This window comes from Streptomyces sp. NPDC056296, from assembly GCF_042268605.1.
Taxonomy (GTDB): Bacteria; Actinomycetota; Actinomycetes; order Streptomycetales; family Streptomycetaceae; genus Streptomyces.
In genome coordinates this window covers 13,408-28,804 of the sequence record NZ_JBHJRX010000045.1, presented here as the reverse complement: position 1 = coordinate 28,804, position 15,397 = coordinate 13,408, and the positions used below count along the sequence as shown (strand labels likewise).

Annotated in this window: 17 protein-coding genes; 9 read left to right on the top strand and 8 right to left on the bottom strand. The window is 71.0% G+C overall.

Translation table 11 applies throughout. The annotated features are described in order from the left end of the window. Positions 1-82: 82 nt before the first annotated feature. The 3 genes from ACFCZF_RS29000 to ilvA all read right to left on the bottom strand — a co-directional run bounded on the left by ACFCZF_RS29000 (position 83) and on the right by ilvA (position 3,352). Positions 83-940 (bottom strand): ABC transporter permease, encoded by an 858-nt coding sequence (locus ACFCZF_RS29000; protein WP_375914910.1) that lies wholly within the window; start codon positions 938-940, stop codon positions 83-85. Next, positions 937-1,974: an ATP-binding cassette domain-containing protein gene (locus tag ACFCZF_RS28995; RefSeq protein ID WP_375914907.1), complete on the bottom strand. Its 1,038-nt coding sequence runs from the start codon at positions 1,972-1,974 to the stop codon at positions 937-939. The genes ACFCZF_RS29000 and ACFCZF_RS28995 overlap by 4 nt, the downstream gene beginning before the upstream one ends. 148 nt (positions 1,975-2,122) lie before the next feature. After that, complete coding sequence (gene ilvA, locus ACFCZF_RS28990; protein ID WP_376674140.1) at positions 2,123-3,352, bottom strand: threonine ammonia-lyase; 1,230 nt, start codon at positions 3,350-3,352, stop codon at positions 2,123-2,125. Between the two features lie 162 nt (positions 3,353-3,514). On the opposite strand from ilvA, the gene ACFCZF_RS28985 reads away from it, so the two are divergent. The 3 genes from ACFCZF_RS28985 to ACFCZF_RS28975 all read left to right on the top strand — a co-directional run bounded on the left by ACFCZF_RS28985 (position 3,515) and on the right by ACFCZF_RS28975 (position 5,065). Next, positions 3,515-4,018 (top strand): MarR family winged helix-turn-helix transcriptional regulator, encoded by a 504-nt coding sequence (locus ACFCZF_RS28985; RefSeq protein WP_376674170.1) that lies wholly within the window; start codon positions 3,515-3,517, stop codon positions 4,016-4,018. Positions 4,019-4,149: 131 nt separating this feature from the next. Next, positions 4,150-4,659, top strand: a complete 510-nt coding sequence (locus ACFCZF_RS28980; RefSeq protein WP_376674139.1) for a sigma factor-like helix-turn-helix DNA-binding protein — start codon at positions 4,150-4,152, stop codon at positions 4,657-4,659. Between the two features lie 148 nt (positions 4,660-4,807). Beyond that, complete coding sequence (locus ACFCZF_RS28975) at positions 4,808-5,065, top strand: hypothetical protein (protein ID WP_337304471.1); 258 nt, start codon at positions 4,808-4,810, stop codon at positions 5,063-5,065. Between the two features lie 27 nt (positions 5,066-5,092). On the opposite strand, the gene ACFCZF_RS28970 is transcribed toward ACFCZF_RS28975, so the two are convergent. Continuing rightward, entirely contained in the window at positions 5,093-6,247 is a 1,155-nt protein-coding gene (locus ACFCZF_RS28970; protein ID WP_376674138.1) for a cystathionine gamma-synthase, read from the bottom strand. Positions 6,248-6,344: 97 nt separating this feature from the next. Between ACFCZF_RS28970 and ACFCZF_RS28965 the strand changes: the two genes are divergently transcribed. Further along, the gene (locus ACFCZF_RS28965; RefSeq protein ID WP_376674137.1) at positions 6,345-7,463 is read left to right on the top strand and encodes a hypothetical protein; all 1,119 of its coding nucleotides are present in this window, start codon (positions 6,345-6,347) and stop codon (positions 7,461-7,463) included. 64 nt (positions 7,464-7,527) lie between these two features. On the opposite strand, the gene msrA is transcribed toward ACFCZF_RS28965, so the two are convergent. Further along, a complete protein-coding gene (gene msrA, locus ACFCZF_RS28960; RefSeq protein ID WP_376674136.1) occupies positions 7,528-8,040 on the bottom strand; it encodes a peptide-methionine (S)-S-oxide reductase MsrA in 513 nt (170 codons plus the stop codon). A gap of 178 nt (positions 8,041-8,218) precedes the next feature. Between msrA and ACFCZF_RS28955 the strand changes: the two genes are divergently transcribed. Both ACFCZF_RS28955 and ACFCZF_RS28950 read left to right on the top strand, forming a co-directional pair. Continuing rightward, positions 8,219-8,812: a DUF4291 domain-containing protein gene (locus ACFCZF_RS28955; RefSeq protein WP_376674135.1), complete on the top strand. Its 594-nt coding sequence runs from the start codon at positions 8,219-8,221 to the stop codon at positions 8,810-8,812. After that, the gene (locus ACFCZF_RS28950; protein WP_376674134.1) at positions 8,809-9,408 is read left to right on the top strand and encodes a hypothetical protein; all 600 of its coding nucleotides are present in this window, start codon (positions 8,809-8,811) and stop codon (positions 9,406-9,408) included. The genes ACFCZF_RS28955 and ACFCZF_RS28950 overlap by 4 nt, the downstream gene beginning before the upstream one ends. Before the next feature lie 70 nt (positions 9,409-9,478). On the opposite strand, the gene ACFCZF_RS28945 is transcribed toward ACFCZF_RS28950, so the two are convergent. After that, positions 9,479-10,069 (bottom strand): TetR/AcrR family transcriptional regulator, encoded by a 591-nt coding sequence (locus ACFCZF_RS28945; RefSeq protein WP_375914882.1) that lies wholly within the window; start codon positions 10,067-10,069, stop codon positions 9,479-9,481. 164 nt (positions 10,070-10,233) lie between these two features. Between ACFCZF_RS28945 and ACFCZF_RS28940 the strand changes: the two genes are divergently transcribed. After that, positions 10,234-11,253, top strand: coding sequence for an aldo/keto reductase (locus tag ACFCZF_RS28940; RefSeq protein WP_376674133.1), 1,020 nt, complete (start codon positions 10,234-10,236; stop codon positions 11,251-11,253). A gap of 25 nt (positions 11,254-11,278) precedes the next feature. Here the strand turns inward: ACFCZF_RS28940 and ACFCZF_RS28935 are convergent, their stop codons facing one another. Both ACFCZF_RS28935 and ACFCZF_RS28930 read right to left on the bottom strand, forming a co-directional pair. Next, a complete protein-coding gene (locus ACFCZF_RS28935) occupies positions 11,279-12,094 on the bottom strand; it encodes an SDR family oxidoreductase (RefSeq protein WP_376674132.1) in 816 nt (271 codons plus the stop codon). A 184-nt stretch (positions 12,095-12,278) separates the two neighbouring features. Beyond that, entirely contained in the window at positions 12,279-13,319 is a 1,041-nt protein-coding gene (locus ACFCZF_RS28930) for an NAD(P)-dependent alcohol dehydrogenase (protein WP_375914874.1), read from the bottom strand. Positions 13,320-13,546: 227 nt separating this feature from the next. On the opposite strand from ACFCZF_RS28930, the gene ACFCZF_RS28925 reads away from it, so the two are divergent. Both ACFCZF_RS28925 and ACFCZF_RS28920 read left to right on the top strand, forming a co-directional pair. Continuing rightward, the gene (locus ACFCZF_RS28925) at positions 13,547-14,425 is read left to right on the top strand and encodes a helix-turn-helix domain-containing protein (protein ID WP_376674131.1); all 879 of its coding nucleotides are present in this window, start codon (positions 13,547-13,549) and stop codon (positions 14,423-14,425) included. A gap of 96 nt (positions 14,426-14,521) precedes the next feature. Continuing rightward, positions 14,522-15,241 carry a hypothetical protein gene (locus tag ACFCZF_RS28920; RefSeq protein WP_376674130.1) on the top strand — a complete coding sequence of 240 codons (720 nt, stop codon included), beginning with the start codon at positions 14,522-14,524 and terminating at the stop codon, positions 15,239-15,241. Positions 15,242-15,397: the final 156 nt, after the last annotated feature.

Genomic DNA, 15,397 nt, shown 5'->3' with positions numbered 1-15,397 from the left:
CGTACCCGGCCGTCTGCCGTTGACGAGCCCCCGGCGTCCCGGTGAGACACTAGCGTCTCCCGGTGACGCCGGGGGCTCCTCGTCATGCTGCGGCCGAGCGGTACTTGCGCACCGCCAGGGTCCGGAAGACCGCGATGATCAGGACGGACCAGATCACCGAGGCCCAGACGGGATGCTGCATCGGCCAGGCGTCGGACTGCACGACGCCCGGGTTGCCGAACAGTTCCCGGCAGGCCTGCACCGTGGCGCTGAACGGGTTCCACTCGGCGATGTGCCGAAGCCAGGGGGTCATCTGGCTGGAGTCCACGAAGGCGTTCGATACGAACGTCACCGGGAACAGCCAGATGATTCCTCCCGAGGTCGCCGCCTCCGGGGTCCGCACGGACAGGCCGATCAGCGCGCCGATCCAGGTGAAGGCGTATCCCAGGAGAAGCAGCAGGGCGAAACCGCCCAGGATCTGTCCGAGGTTGGTCGGCTCCGCGGAGCCGGTGCGCCAGCCGACGATCAGCGCGACGATCGCGAGGACGAGCAGCGTGATGGCCGTCTGCACGAGGTCGGCGACGGTGCGGCCGGTCAGCACCGCGCCGCGGGCCATCGGCAGGGAGCGGAAGCGGTCGACGAGCCCCTTCTGCATGTCGTCGGCGATGCCGGCCGCCGATCCCGCGGTGGCGAAGGTGACGGTCTGCGCGAAGATGCCCGCCATCAGGAAGTCCTTGTAGACGTCCGGGTCGGTGGTGTTCCCGATCTTCATCGAGCCACCGAAGACGTACGTGAAGAGGACGACGAACATCACTGGCTGGATGACCCCGAAGAGGACCATCTCGGGGATCCTGGTCATCCGGATCAGGTTCCTGCGGGCGATGACCAGGGAGTCCCGGACGGACTGGCCGAGGGGGTTGGTGGGAGCCGCGGCCCGAGCGGCATCGGTGGCGGCGCTCACTTGGCGGCCCCCTTCTCGTCTTTGTGGAATGCGCCCTTGTGGCCTGCGTCCTTGCCCTCGGAGCCGGCGTCGGCCGCGAGGCCGTTCTCCTTCACCTCGGCCACATGGCCGGTGAGGGAGAGGAAGACGTCGTCGAGGGTGGGGCGGCGCAGGCCGATGTCGTCGATCTCGATACCGCGGGTGTCGAGTTCCCGGATGACTTCGGCGAGCAGCTTGGCGCCACCGGTGACGGGGACGGTGAGCTTGCGGGTGTGTTCCTCGACGGTGGTCGAGCCCTTGCCGAACCCTCCGAGCACCTCGGCGGCCGTCCCCATGTGCTCCCGCTCGTGGACCACGACCTCGACGCGTTCTCCGCCGGTGCGGGCCTTGAGCTGGTCGGAGGTGCCGCGGGCGATGACGCGGCCGTGGTCGACGACCGCGATGTCGTGCGCGAGGTGGTCGGCCTCCTCCAGGTACTGCGTGGTCAGCAGCAGGGTCGTACCGCCGGCGACCAGCTGCTTGATGACCTCCCACAGCTCCTGGCGGTTGCGCGGGTCGAGGCCGGTCGTCGGCTCGTCCATGAACATGACGGGCGGGGAGACGACCAGGGCGGCCGCCAGGTCGAGCCGACGGCGCATGCCTCCCGAGTAGGTCTTCGTCGGGCGGTCGGCGGCGTCCGCGAGGTGGAACTGTTCGAGCAGCTCGCCGGCCCTGGCCTTCGCGGCCTTGGCCCTCATCTGGTAGAGCTGGCCGACCATCTGGAGGTTCTCCCGGCCGGTCAGGTACTCGTCGACGGCGGCGAACTGGCCGGAGAGGCCGATCGACCGCCGCACCTCGTTGGGCTGCTTGAGCACGTCGATGCCCGCGACGACCGCCTTGCCGCTGTCGGGGCGCAGCAGGGTCGTGAGACAGCGGACGGCGGTCGTCTTGCCCGCGCCGTTCGGCCCGAGCAGACCCAGGACCGTGCCTTCGGGAACGTCGAGGTCGACGCCGTCCAGAGCCCTTACGTCACCGAAGGTTTTCACCAGGCCTTCGGCATAGATGGCGCCTGGCATATGAGTCTCCACGTCGTCGGGGATTCTTCGGAAAGCCTAGATTTGTACGTTCCGCTCGGTTCAGCGAGCGATTTACGACACACCATAACGCGATGTATCGCGTCTCACAATGCAGTTACTCGAACGAGTGACCCAAGTCGATGACGGGTCAGCCGATGACGGGATACCCAGCCTCCCGCAGCGCCCGGCCGACCTCGACGCAGTGCTCCGGGCCCTTCGTCTCCAGGTGCAGCTCGACCTCCGCCTCCGTGAGCCCGAGCCGTGGATCGGTCCGGACGTGGCTCACATCGAGGACGTTAGCGTCGACCACTGACAACACCCCGAGAAGCGTGGCGAGGGCGCCGGGCCGGTCCGTCAGGCGCAGCCGGACCGCCAGGTAGCGGCCCTGCGCGGCCATGCCGTGCCGCAGCACCCCCTGCATCAGCACCGGGTCCACGTTGCCCCCGGACAGCACCGCCACCACCGGTCCCTCGAAGGCATCCGGCTCACTCAGCAACGCCGCCACCGGAGACGCCCCGGCCGGCTCCACGACCAGCTTGGCCCGCTCCAGGCACAGCAGCAGCGCGGTGGACAGCTCGTCCTCGGAGACGGTACGGACCTCGTCCACCAGCTCGCCGACGATGCCGAACGGCACGTCACCGGGCCGCCCCACCTTGATGCCGTCGGCCATCGTCGCCGGATGCTCGACGGCCACCGGGCGCCCCGCCGCCAGCGAGGGCGGATACGCCGCCGCGCCCTCCGCCTGTACGCCCACGATCCGCACGTCCGGCCGCAGCGCCTTCACCGCGACGGCGATCCCGGCCGCGAGCCCGCCCCCGCCGATGCCGACCACGACAGTCCGCACCTCGGGGCACTGCTCCAGGATCTCCAGCCCGACCGTGCCCTGGCCCGCGATGACGTCCGGGTGGTCGAAGGGGTGAATGAACACCGCGCCGGTCCGCTCCGCGTACTCCTGCGCGGCGGCCAGCGTCTCGTCGACCACCTGACCGTGCAGCCGCACCTCGGCGCCGTACTCCCGGGTCGCGCTGATCTTCGGCAGCGGGGCGCCCTTCGGCATGAACACCGTCGAGCCCACTCCGAGCAGCGACGACGCCAGCGCCACGCCCTGCGCGTGATTGCCCGCGCTCGCCGCGACCACACCGGCGGCCCGCTGCTCGGGCAGCAGCCCGGCGATACGGACGTAGGCGCCGCGCAACTTGAACGAACCCGTCCGCTGGAGGTTCTCGCACTTGAGGTGGACCGGCGCGCCGACCAGCTGGGACAGGTGCCTGCTGCCCTCCATCGCCGTCACCCGCGCCACACCCTTGAGCATCTTCTGCGCTCCGCGCACGTCGTCGAGGGTGACGGGTCCGACAAGGGCGGCCGTGCTGTAGCTCATGTCTCCAGCATCGCAGTTCACGGGCGCTCGGGACCGTTGTGACCAACCTCCGAGACCCGCTTTGCGCAGCGCCGGTACGCCTCGCCGCCCGGCCGCGTACCCTGTCCCCCAATTAGCAGCCCTCCACGAAGTGAGCCCCCGGCCATGCCCACAACACCTGAAATGTCGATGGACATGACGACCGCCGGTGACACCGGTCTTCTCGAGACGCTCCAGCACGAGGTGGCGCTCTTCGCCCGTCGTGCCGAACAGACCCGGCTCGGCGGCGTCGGGCAGGTGCGCAACTCCATGGACCGCGCCGCCTACCTGCTGCTCAACCGCCTCGACAAAGAGGGCCCGATGGGCGTCAAGGCGCTCGCCGCGAGCATGGGGATCGACTCCTCGACGGTCACCCGGCAGGTGGCACCGCTCGTCGACACCGGACTCGTCAAGCGGACCTCGCACCCCGAGGACGGACGCGCGGTCGTGCTCCAGCTGTCCCCGCGCGGCGTGTCGCGGCTGGAAGAGGTCCGGTCCTCCCGGCGTCAGCTCATGGCCGAACTGACCCACGACTGGGCGCCGGAGGAGCGCGAGGCGTTCTGCGCGCTCCTCGCGCGCTTCAACGGCGCCCTCTCCGCCCGTATGGCCCCGTCGGGCGTGGCGGGCCCGGAGGCGTCGGCCTCCTGAGCCACCCTTGACCGCCTTTCCGGGGCGGTTCGGACCGAACTCTTGACCGGCGGGCCACCCCTGGCCTGATATGAGACCCAGGGGTCGTCGTACGAGATTCAGGAGTCGTCGCCCTCTGGGCGGGAGGCGCGGTGCGAGAACGGCAGGCATTCCACAGTGCCCGCCGGGCCCGGGAGTTCGAGGCGTTCGTCGCGGGCGCGGCAGGGCGGTTGCTGCATGCCGCCACCCTGCTCACGGCCGAGCCACCGGGCGACAACCCGCGCGCGCGGCGCCTGCTGGCCCTGTCCCTCGCCCACACTTACGCGTGCTGGGCCCGATTGCACGGGGAGGACCCGTACGACCGGGCCCGCCAGTACCTGGCCACCCGCTTCGCCCGCGAGGCCTGGCACCGGTACGGCGGCGGCATCGGCCGGGCCCGCCGGCACGCCGCCGGCCCCCTGTGCGGGCTCACTCCGCAGGAACGCCTGGTCCTGGTGCTCAGGCTCTACGAGGGCGTCGCCGAGGAACAGGCGGCCGCCCTGCTGGGCCTGCCCGCGGAACGCGTACGGACGATCTGCGACCGTGCGACGGCCACCCTGCTGCACCCGCCCGCGGAACCGGCCCGCCCGGTGGCCGCGGAAGCGAAGGCGTCGACGTCATGACGGACGCGGCACTCGACACGACAGTCGGCGGGACGACGGGCACGCGCGCGTGGAGCACGAGCACACTCGCGTGGAGCACGAGCACACTCGCGTGGAGCACGAGCACACTCGCGTCGGGCACGCGCGCGTGGAGGACCGGGAGGCGCCGGTGAACCGCCCCCAGAGAGAGGCCGCCGCACGGCGGATCATGGAGCAGTCGCCGCCCCGGGTACCGCCCGAGCTGTACGCGGACGCGGTGCGCCGCGGCGGCCGCATGCTGCGGCGCAGGACCGCCGCCCGCCGCCTGATGTGGCTGGTGCTGTGCGCTGCCGCCGTGGCGTTCACGGTGTGGGCGCTGACCGTCCAGCCCTGGGTGGAGCCGCCGTCGGAGACGACCCCACCCGTGACGGGCTGGGAGGGCTGGTGAGCCCGCCCCGCTCGTCGGACTGTCGGACTAGCCGAGGGCCTGCTGGAGGTCCGCGAGGAGGTCGTCGACGTTCTCGATACCGACCGACAGGCGCACCAGGTCGGCGGGTACCTCAAGGGCCGAACCGGCGGCGGAGGCATGCGTCATCCGGCCGGGGTGCTCGATCAGCGACTCCACACCGCCCAGGGACTCACCCAGCGTGAACACCTTCGCGCGGTTGCAGACCTCGACCGCCGCCTCCTCGCCGCCCTCGACGCGGAAGGACACCATGCCGCCGAACGCCTTCATCTGCTTGGCGGCGACCTCGTGCCCGGGGTGCTCCGGCAGTCCCGGGTACAGCACGCTCGTCACGCGCGCGTGCCGCGAGAGCATCTCGGCGACCTTGGTGGCGTTCTCGCTGTGCCGGTCCATGCGCACCGCGAGCGTCTTGGTGCCGCGCAGCACCAGCCAGGAGTCGAAGGGCCCGGCGATCGCGCCCATGGCGTTCTGGTGGAACGCCAGCTCCTCCCCCAGCTCCGGGTCGCCCACGATCAGCGCGCCGCCGACGACGTCCGAGTGGCCGCCCATGTACTTGGTCAGGGAGTGCACGACGACGTCCGCGCCGAGCGCCAGCGGCTGCTGGAGGTACGGCGTGGCGAAGGTGTTGTCGACGACGAGCCGGGCGCCGGCGTCCCGGGCGACCTGGGCCACGGCGGCGATGTCGGTGATGCCGAGCAGCGGGTTGGAGGGCGTCTCCACCCACACGGCCCTGGTCCGCGGGGTCAGGGCGGCCCGCACCGCGGCGGGGTCGCTCGTGTCGGCCACGGACCACTCCACGCCCCACCGCGTGGCGACCTTGGCGAAGAGCCGGAAGGTACCGCCGTACGCGTCGTTGGGGATCACCACGTGGTCGCCGGGACGCAGCAGTGTACGCAACAGGCAGTCCTCGGCCGCCAGTCCGGACGCGAACGCGAGGCCGCGACGGCCGCCCTCCAGAGCGGCCAGGTTCTCCTCCAGGGCCGTACGGGTCGGGTTCGCGCTGCGGCTGTACTCGTATCCGCCGCGCAGCCCGCCGACGCCGTCCTGTTTGTACGTCGACACCTGGTAGATCGGCGGGACCACCGCGCCCGTCTGGGGATCGGCGGTGTTGCCCGCGTGAATCGCGAGCGTCTCGAAGTGCTGACTGATGTGCCTGTCGCTCATGGGCACCGAGGGTAGCGGCGCGGACGACTCCGCGCGTTTTCCACAGGGTCACGGCGCAGGTTGGCCAATTGTCGGCGCAGTCTGGTTCGCTTGAGACATGGAGATTCTCTGGGTCCTGATGGCACTGGCCATGCTGGCTGTGGTGCTGCTCCCCGTTCTGCGACGCCGACGGAGCGCGGTCGGTCTGGTACCCGCCGGCCACCCGGACGCGGCGGACCCCGCGAACTACGGCTTCGCGCGCGAGGAGGAGCTGGACATCCGCATGCCCGGCCCCGACCAGGACCTGCTGGACGTCCTGGACCTGGTGCAGCGCACGCAGGACTACCGCGGTGCCCAGCAGCTCCTCGCCGGTACGGAAGCGGGGAGTGAGCGGCGCTGGCAGCGCGTGCAGGCCTTCGCGGGCGCCGCGTCGCTCGAGCTGCGGCAGCGGCCCGGCGGCGTGGGTGAGACGCCGGGCGGGCAGTGGCTGCGGGTGTGGCGGGCCGAGGCCCCCAAGGACGCGGGCGGCGCGGCGGTGCACGCCGAGTTCCTGGTGCAGCAGGCGTGGCGGACGGCGACGTCGGGCACGGACGATTTCCGGATCATCATGGAGGAGGCGAAGGCGGCCTGCGGAGAGGCGGCGCTGCTCGCCCCCGGTGACCCGATCCCGTACATCGTCGAGCTCTCGGTCGCCCGCGGGCTCGCGTATCCGCGCGAGGACTTCGAGCAGCTCTGGCTGAAGATCCTCGACCGCGCCCCGAACCACATGGGCGCGCACCTGGCCGCCCTGCACTACTGGTGCGAGAAGTGGCACGGCTCCCGCGACCTGGCGTACTCCTTCGCCGAGGCGGCGGCGGCCCGCGCCCCGAAGGGCTCGCTCCTCGCGGCGATGCCGCTCTTCGCGGTCTTCGAGCATCTCCCCGAGGTGAACCTGGTCAGCGGCTTCTACCAGAGCGAGGTCGTCACCAAGGCGGTGCACGGCGCCCTGCACGCGGTCCACTCGGCCCGCCCGGACGACCCGATGCAGGCGCACGTCCGCCATCTGCTGGTCTTCTTCCTGGTCCGCGGCGAGCGCTGGGCCGAGGCCATGAACCAGCTGATACTCATCGACGGCCATGTCGGCGCCCTGCCCTGGACCCTCTCCGCCGACCCGGCGGCGGAGTTCGCGGTCTACCGCGCGCTGGCGGTCGCGGGCTACGAGGCGAACGGCGGCAGCCCGGCGACGCTCCCGCACTGACGGTTCCGCGACGGGCGGCCCGGCGGGAAACGCCGACCGGACCGCCTCCCGGTACGGGTACGAATCAGCCCTCGGTGCGAACGGGCAGCCGCCATCCCGGACGCGGGAAGTGGCAGGTGTAGCCGTCGGGGTAGCGCTGCAGGTAATCCTGGTGCTCGGGCTCGGCCTCCCAGAAGGGGCCGACCGGCTCCACCTCGGTGACGACCTTGCCCGGCCACAGCCCGGAGGCGTCCACGTCCGCGATCGTGTCCTCGGCGATCCGCTTCTGCTCGTCGTCCACGTAGTAGATCGCCGAGCGGTAGCTCATACCGATGTCGTTGCCCTGGCGGTTCTGGGTGCTCGGGTCGTGGATCTGGAAGAAGAACTCCAGGAGCGCGCGGAAGTCGGTCTTCTCGGGGTCGAAGAGGATCTCAATGGCCTCCGCGTGCGTGCCGTGATTGCGATACGTCGCGTTCGGCACGTCACCTCCGGTGTATCCGACCCGGGTCGCCGTCACGCCCGGAAGCCGGCGGATCAGCTCCTCCATCCCCCAGAAGCATCCACCCGCAAGCACGGCCCTCTGCGTCTGCGCAGCCATAGCGGCCCTCCAATATCCGTCAGTCTGGTCATTCGGGCTACTCGGCTCGCACACCGCCGGCATCCCCGGCCACACCTTCTCAACGCGCGAGGGTTCCCGGCGATTCCGTGCCCGCCCGACCGGCCACGCGGTCGAAAACCGGTGGCTGCCGAGGGTCCGCGGCACCACGCTGTACGTCATGCAAGAACCGCAACGCGAGATCCGGGCGACCTACACGGCAACCAGCATCACCGTCTACCAGGCGTACTCCCCGGAGATCGGCCTTCCCGCCGTCCGCGAGGGGCGTTTCCCCGCCTCGTGGAAACGGGACAGGATGACCTGGATCAAGCCGTCGTTCCTCTGGATGATGTACCGCTGCGGCTGGGCCACAAAAGTGGATCAAGAGACTGTGCTGTCCGTCGAGATCACTCGTGACGGCTTCGAGTCGGCGCTGCGCGGCGCGTGTCTTTCGAGCTATGTTCCCGGGGTGCACCCCGACCGCGCCACCTGGCAACGGCAGTTGAAGCGCGCGCCGGCCCGCATCCAGTGGGATCCCGAACGGGACCTGCGTCTGCAACCGCTGCCGTACCGCTCCCTGCAACTCGGCCTCTCGGGCGAGACCGCACGGCTGTACGCCGACGAGTGGACGGTCGGCATCCGCGACGTGACCCCGCTCGCCCACGAGATCCACACGCTCGTGCGCGACGGCGACCTCGACGCGGCGAGCCGTCTGCTGCCCCGGGAGGGGCCATATCCTGCCTCGGCCGAACTGCTGGCCCACCTGCGACCGTGAGAGAGCGATCCCCCGGCGAGGACGGGCTCGCGGCTCTGTGGCGGGCCCGACGCCCGTCGGTGCCACCCTTGGCCCACACCTTCCGCAGCGCGTACGCGGACCGTTGGGTGCGCTTCCACAGCCTTCCCGGATCGAAGCGCTACCCGGAGTCCGAGGAGGAGTACGCGGTGGTGATCGATCGCTGCAACACGGTTCTGGACGAGTTGTTCACGGGGCTCGACGTGTTCGTCGTGACCATGGACTGGTCCAGTACACCCACCGGGCCCGAAGGCTTTCCGACCCCCCGGCGGGAACTCCATCCGGACGGCGTCCACTGGTGGACGGAGTCGGAGGAGGACGACCCCGACCCCGAGTTCCACACCCACACACGCCTCTACGCAGACCGGCGGCGCTGGCGGCGCGGCTGCGTCGACGCTCTGCTGCGGGCCGTCGCCGACGAGGCGCTGGTGGAGGTCTTCGTCACGGACACGGACCTCCGCCGAGTTCATCATCCGTACGACGGCGGCGCGGACGTCATCCTCGCCACGCCCGCCGAACGGGACCGGTTCCGGCAACGGCACGGCGGCTGGCTCTCGGGCCGTTCGGACGGCCTGTGACAGTGCCGGCCCCTGACCGGCTTTCGCAGCGCCAGGAGCGGCAAGCGAGGTACCCCCGCCCCCGCCCCGGTCACTCCGTCCGGCGCAACCCCGCCACCAGCACCCCCACCAGACGACGCGCGTCGTAGCGCGGGTCGTTCTCCGCGCCGATGCAGAGGTTGCCGACGCCGCGCATGAGTTCCAGGGCGGAAAGGTCGGACCGGATTTCGCCGGAGGCGGTCGCGGCGTCGAGGAGCCCGGTGCACACGGGCACGAGGCGGTCGAGGAAGTACGCGTGCAGCGTCTCGAAGCCGGCGTTGTCGGACTGCAGGACGGCGGCGAGTCCGTGCTTGGTGACCAGGAAGTCGACGAAGAGGTCGATCCAGCGCCCGAGTGCCGCGTACGGCGTCGGGCTGCTGGCCAGCAGGGCCGGGCCGGCCTCGGCGCAGGCCTCCACCTGGTGCCGGTAGACGCCGATGATGAGGTCCGCCCGCGTCGGGAAGTGGCGGTAGATCGTGGCTGTACCGACGCCCGCCTCGGCCGCGATGTCGCGGACCGCCGCCTCCACCCCGGACCTCACGAAGACCGTGGCGGCCGCGTCCAGAAGGGTCTCCTGGTTGCGCCGGGCGTCCGCCCGTTTGGGGCGGCTGGTGTGCCCCGCGGCCTCGTCGGCGTCCACCATCGCGTCGTTCCCTCCACATAGCGGCGTTGCTAAACGGGACACCGTTCCGTATCGTCAAACGGGACGGCGTTCCGGTTGCCCATGATGCCAGAGGCCGGAGCCGTCGTGCCACGCCGTGCGCCCGCGCGCACCGCGCTCCCTTCCCTCGACGGAGGAACACGAACATGCAATACCGCACCTTGGGCCGCACCGGCGTGCAGGTCAGCTCTCTCGCGCTCGGCGCCATGAACTTCGGCCGCATCGGGCGCACCACCCAGGACGAGGCCACCGCCATCGTCGACGCCGCGCTGGAGGCCGGGGTCAACCTCATAGACACCGCCGACATGTACAGCGCCGGCGAGTCGGAGGAGATGGTCGGCAAGGCCATCGCCGGCCGCCGCGACGACATCGTGCTGGCCACGAAGGCGGGCATGCCCATGGGCGAGGAGCGCAACCACCGGGGCGCCTCGCGCCGCTGGCTGGTGACCGAGCTGGACAACAGCCTGCGCCGCCTCGGTGTCGACCACGTCGACCTCTACCAGGTCCACCGTTGGGACCCGGCCACCAGCGACGAGGAGACGCTGTCTGCCCTGACCGACCTCCAGCGCGCGGGCAAGGTCCGCTACTTCGGCTCCTCGACCTTCCCCGCCTACCGCATCGTGCAGGCCCAGTGGGCCGCCCACGAACACCACCTGAGCCGGTACGTCACCGAGCAGCCCAGCTACTCCGTCCTGCAGCGCGGGATCGAGAGCCATGTGCTGCCCGTGGCCGAGGAGTACGGGCTCGGTGTGCTGGTGTGGAGCCCGCTGGCGTCGGGATGGCTGTCGGGCGCGGTGCGTGCGGGCCGGGAGATCGCCACCCACCGGTCGGTGATCCTCCCGGAGCGCTTCGACACCTCCCTGCCCGCCAACCGGGCCAGGCTCGACGCCGTCGAGCGGCTGGCCACGGTCGCCGACGAGGCCGGCCTGACCATGATCCAGCTCGCGCTCGGCTTCGTGACCGCGCACCCCGCCGTGACCGGCGCGCTCATCGGCCCCCGCACCCTGGATCACCTGCACGCGCAGCTCGCCGCCGCCGACACCGTGCTGTCCGCCGATGTACTCGACGCCGTCGACGCGATCGTGGCTCCCGGCACCGACCTGGCCGCGCAGGAGAAGTTCGACACCCCGCCCGCGCTGCTGGACGCGTCGCTGCGGCGCCGCTGACCGTCCCACCAGGGCGGCACCGGGCTCACGGGCGGCGCGCGTCAGCCGTCGCCGTCCCGCGTCCGGCCCGCTCCGACAGGAACTCCTCCCACGTCCGCCGGCCCACCCGCGCCCCCTCCAGCGTGAGGTTCGCCCCGGCGCGGTAGGCCCGGCCGGCCTTGCCCGGGATGCGGACCGGCAGGTGCGGACGGCGGCGCCGGGCGTGCAGGGCGAGGTACGGGCGGGTCAGGGCGGCCAGGTCGTGGACCTCGGGGCCGGTCATGTCGGGGACCCGGCCGACGGGCGCCGCGAGGGTCAGCTCGGCCAGGCGGGCGGCGACCTCGCGGGAGTCGACCGGCTGGAGACGCAGGCCGCCCGGCACGGGCAGGACCGGCAGCTTGGCCATCTTCTCGATCATCGTCAGGGTCAGCTCGTGGAACTGTGCCGCCCGCAGCACCGTCCACCCGATGCCCGAGTCCGCGATCGCCCGCTCCGAGTCCAGCTTGGTGCGCAGCCACGCCAGCGGCACGCTGTCCGCGCCCACGACCGAGATGTACACGAGGTGCCGTACGTCCGCGCGCGAGGCGGCGCGCACCAGCGTGCGGGTCGCCTCGTCGTCGCCCTTCGGGCCGCCCGCCAGGTGCAGGACGGTGTGCACGCCGTCGACGGCGGCCTCGACACCCTCACCGGTGAGGAGGTCGCCGGTGACGTAGGAGACGCCGTCCGCGGCGGGGCGGGGGCGACGGGTGAGGACCCGTACCTCGTGGCCCGCCGCCCGCAGCAGCGGGACGACGTGGCCGCCCAGGGTGCCCGTGCCGCCGGTGACGAGGAGGGGGGTGGTGGGGGACGAGGGGTAGGTCATGACTGCTCCCGGGAGTCCTGGCGCCCGGACGGACAGGTCGACAGCTGTCTGGTTCCTGCCCGTCCGGGCGTCCGCCGTGTGTGTCTACGGCGGTATGACCCGGGGCGGCGCGGCCGTGTGACAGGCCGGGGAAGAATTCCCGGAAGTTTCTCGGGAGGGAATCCCGGAGAGACTTTCCGGCCGGTCAGATCGTCGCCGTGTCGATCACGAAGCGGTACCGCACGTCGCTCGCCAGGACCCGCTCGTACGCCGCGTTGACCTCGGACGCGGCGATCAGCTCGATCTCGGCGCCGATGCCGTGCTCGGCGCAGAAGTCCAGCATCTCCTGGGTCTCCCGGATGCCGCCGATCATGGACCCGGAGAGGGACTTGCCGCCACCGAGCAGTGCGAACAGGTTGAGGGAGACCGGCTCCTCGGGGGCACCGACGTTGGCCAGGGCACCCTCCGTCTTCAGCAGCCCCAGGTAGGCGCCGAGGTCGAGCGGGGCGGAGACCGTGGAGACGATCAGGTCGAAGGTGCCGGCCAGCTCCTCGAAGGTGGCCGGGTCGCTGGTCGCGTAGTAGTGGTCGGCGCCCAGCTTCAGGCCGTCGTCCTTCTTGCGCAGGGACTGCGACAGCACCGTCACCTCGGCGCCGAGCGCGTGCGCGATCTTGACGGCCATGTGGCCGAGACCGCCCAGGCCGACGACGGCGACCTTCTTGCCGGGGCCGGCGTTCCAGCGCCGGAGCGGGGAGTACGTGGTGATGCCGGCGCACAGCAGGGGCGCGGCCTCGTCCAGCGCGATGCCCTCGGGGATGCCGAGGACGAAGTTCTCGTCGACGACGACCTTCTCGGAGTAGCCGCCGTAGGTCGGCTCCCCGTCCTTGCCGACGCCGTTGTAGGTCATCACGTTGCCGCCGGTGCAGTACTGCTCCAGGCCGGCCTCGCAGTTGGCGCACTCGCGGCAGGAGTCGACCATGCAGCCGACGCCCACCCGGTCGCCGACGGCGAACTTGGTGACGCCGGGGCCGACCTCGGAGACGATGCCCGCGATCTCGTGGCCGGGGACCATCGGGAAGATGGCCTCGCCCCAGCCCTCCTGGACCTGGTGGATGTCGGAGTGGCAGATGCCGGCGAACTTGATGTCGATCAGGACGTCGTGCTCGCGCACCTCGCGCCGCTCGATGGTGGTCCGCTCCAGCGGAGCCTTGGCGGCGGGTGCGGCGTATGCGGCGACAGTGGTCATGCCGGGTTCTCCGGGTTCCTCGTGGCTGGTCTTCGGTGACTGGTCTTCGGTGACTGGTCTTCGGTGACTGGTCTTCGGTGACTGGTCTTCGGTGGGATGTCTCCACCCTGCCGCCGCGGTGGGCATCCACCCAGACCACGGCTTTGCCTACGACCAGCGTGCGTACCACTGACGGGGACAGGCTCTCGTGCGTACGACGGGGAATACGACAGGCAATACTGGAGTGCATGGATGGACAGCTGGACCGGCGTGCCGAACTGAGCGAGTTCCTGCGCACCCGGCGGGCCCGGCTGAAGCCGGAGGACGTGGGACTGCCGTCGTACGGGCGGCACCGCCGGGTGCCGGGGCTGCGGCGGGAGGAGCTGGCGCAGCTGGCCGGGGTGTCCGTGGCGTACTACACGCGCCTGGAGCAGGGCAACGGGCGGAACGTGTCGGCGGAGGTCCTCGACGCGATCGCCCGCGCGCTCAGGCTGTCCGACGCCGAACAGGCGCACCTGACGCACCTGGCCAAGCCGCAGCAGCAGCGACGGCGCTCGGCAGCGGCGGCGCGAGCGCAGCAGCCGGTGCGGGTGGCGCTGCTCCAGCTGCTGGAGTCGATCGACACGGTCCCGGCGTACGTGACCGGCCGGCGGTCGGAGATCCTCGCCTGGAACCGGATGGCGGCGGCCCTCTTCGGCGACTGGGGCAAGCTGCCGGCCCAGGAGCGGAACTGGGCGCGGCTGGTCTTCCTGAACCCGGACTACCGGGACCTGTTCGTGGACTGGGACCAGAAGGCGCACGACATGGTCAGCTTCCTGCGCATGGACGCGGGCCGGCACCCGGACGACCCGCGGCTGTCCACCCTGGTCGGCGAGCTGTCCGTGAAGAGCGAGGAGTTCCGGCGGCTGTGGGCCACGCACGACGTCAAGGAGAAGTCCTACGGCGTCAAACGGATGCGGCACCCGCTGGTCGGTGACCTGACCCTGTCCTTCGAGACGTTCCGCCTGGTCGACGACGACGAGCAGGCGTTCGTCACGTACCACGCCGAGCCGGGCTCCCCGGCGGCGGAGGCGCTGCGCCTGCTGGCGAGCTGGGGGACGGACGCGGCGGCTTCGCTGCCGACGTGACAGAGCCGTGCCGGCGTCGTCCTCGCCCGCCGGTGCCGATCGGTCACGGCGAGAAAATGCGTATGCGGCTACGCGGTGTCGACCGATCATGTGGGGATGATGGATCAGCCGGCGATCAGTACCTTGACTTTGCGGCACCGGATTCCGGACGACTGGGCGGCGGATCCCTGGGCGGAGGTGCGGCCCCTGATCGACGGCGTCGACGTCCTGAAGGAGATCCACCCGGAAGGGGTGGCGGACAGTTGCCGACGCTGGACGGGGCCGGCCGAGAGCCGGCCGCTGGCGGTCACGGAGGAGACTCGCCGGATCATGATCACCGAGCCGACCTGCACGGCCGGCTGCTGCGGTGCCCTGTACGTCGCCATGCGCCGGGAGGGCGATTGGGTGATCTGGGACGACTGGGAGAACACCAGCGACAGCACTGCCGTACCCCCGGACTTCCGCTTCGATGCCGCCCAGTACGAGGCCGAACTCGCGCGGGCCGCAGCGGACCGCGGCTGGGAAGAGCCGGTGGACACCATTGCCCGGCTTCTCGACCAGGCCCTTTCGGAAAGCGGCTGGTTCGAACGCTGGGGCTGCGTCCTCAGTAGCGTCTCGCCGCGACGTGCGGAGCCTGATCTCCCCGAGGAGATCACCAGCCCTGAGGGCGTTGACGTCGAGTTCCACCAGGTCCGGGAACCGGGCGAGCGTACGGACTTCTACGGATACGAGTTGTTCGTCGAGCGCGGCCGGCCCGTGGAAGAGCAGGTACGGCGACTCGCGGCCCACATACTGGCGGGCGATCCGCGGAAGACCGCCGAGAAGCACGCATGCTGAGGACCGTGGCAGGAGCGCGCGTCACGGCGGTTGTGACGGCCTGGCCGGGGACCACGGGGTCCCGGTAGGCCGCTCTTTGGGGGACCCCTTTTCCTTTTCCCCCTCTTCGATCCCAACCCCCCCCCCCTTCTTTTTCTTTTTTCCCATCCTTGCTTC

Bases quoted from the DNA above. Each gene is read 5' to 3' on its own strand.
- ilvA (WP_376674140.1), bottom strand. From the start codon at position 3,352: ATGAGCTACAGCACGGCCGCCCTTGTCGGACCCGTCACCCTCGACGAC.
- ACFCZF_RS28940 (WP_376674133.1), top strand. From the start codon at position 10,234: ATGCAATACCGCACCTTGGGCCGCACCGGCGTGCAGGTCAGCTCTCTC.
- ACFCZF_RS28985 (WP_376674170.1), top strand. From the start codon at position 3,515: ATGTCGATGGACATGACGACCGCCGGTGACACCGGTCTTCTCGAGACG.
- ACFCZF_RS28965 (WP_376674137.1), top strand. From the start codon at position 6,345: ATGGAGATTCTCTGGGTCCTGATGGCACTGGCCATGCTGGCTGTGGTG.
- ACFCZF_RS28955 (WP_376674135.1), top strand. From the start codon at position 8,219: ATGCAAGAACCGCAACGCGAGATCCGGGCGACCTACACGGCAACCAGC.
- ACFCZF_RS28995 (WP_375914907.1), bottom strand. From the start codon at position 1,974: ATGCCAGGCGCCATCTATGCCGAAGGCCTGGTGAAAACCTTCGGTGAC.
- ACFCZF_RS28970 (WP_376674138.1), bottom strand. From the start codon at position 6,247: ATGAGCGACAGGCACATCAGTCAGCACTTCGAGACGCTCGCGATTCAC.
- ACFCZF_RS28920 (WP_376674130.1), top strand. From the start codon at position 14,522: ATGATGGATCAGCCGGCGATCAGTACCTTGACTTTGCGGCACCGGATT.
- ACFCZF_RS28945 (WP_375914882.1), bottom strand. From the start codon at position 10,069: ATGGTGGACGCCGACGAGGCCGCGGGGCACACCAGCCGCCCCAAACGG.
- ACFCZF_RS28935 (WP_376674132.1), bottom strand. From the start codon at position 12,094: ATGACCTACCCCTCGTCCCCCACCACCCCCCTCCTCGTCACCGGCGGC.
- msrA (WP_376674136.1), bottom strand. From the start codon at position 8,040: ATGGCTGCGCAGACGCAGAGGGCCGTGCTTGCGGGTGGATGCTTCTGG.
- ACFCZF_RS28925 (WP_376674131.1), top strand. From the start codon at position 13,547: ATGGATGGACAGCTGGACCGGCGTGCCGAACTGAGCGAGTTCCTGCGC.
- ACFCZF_RS28930 (WP_375914874.1), bottom strand. From the start codon at position 13,319: ATGACCACTGTCGCCGCATACGCCGCACCCGCCGCCAAGGCTCCGCTG.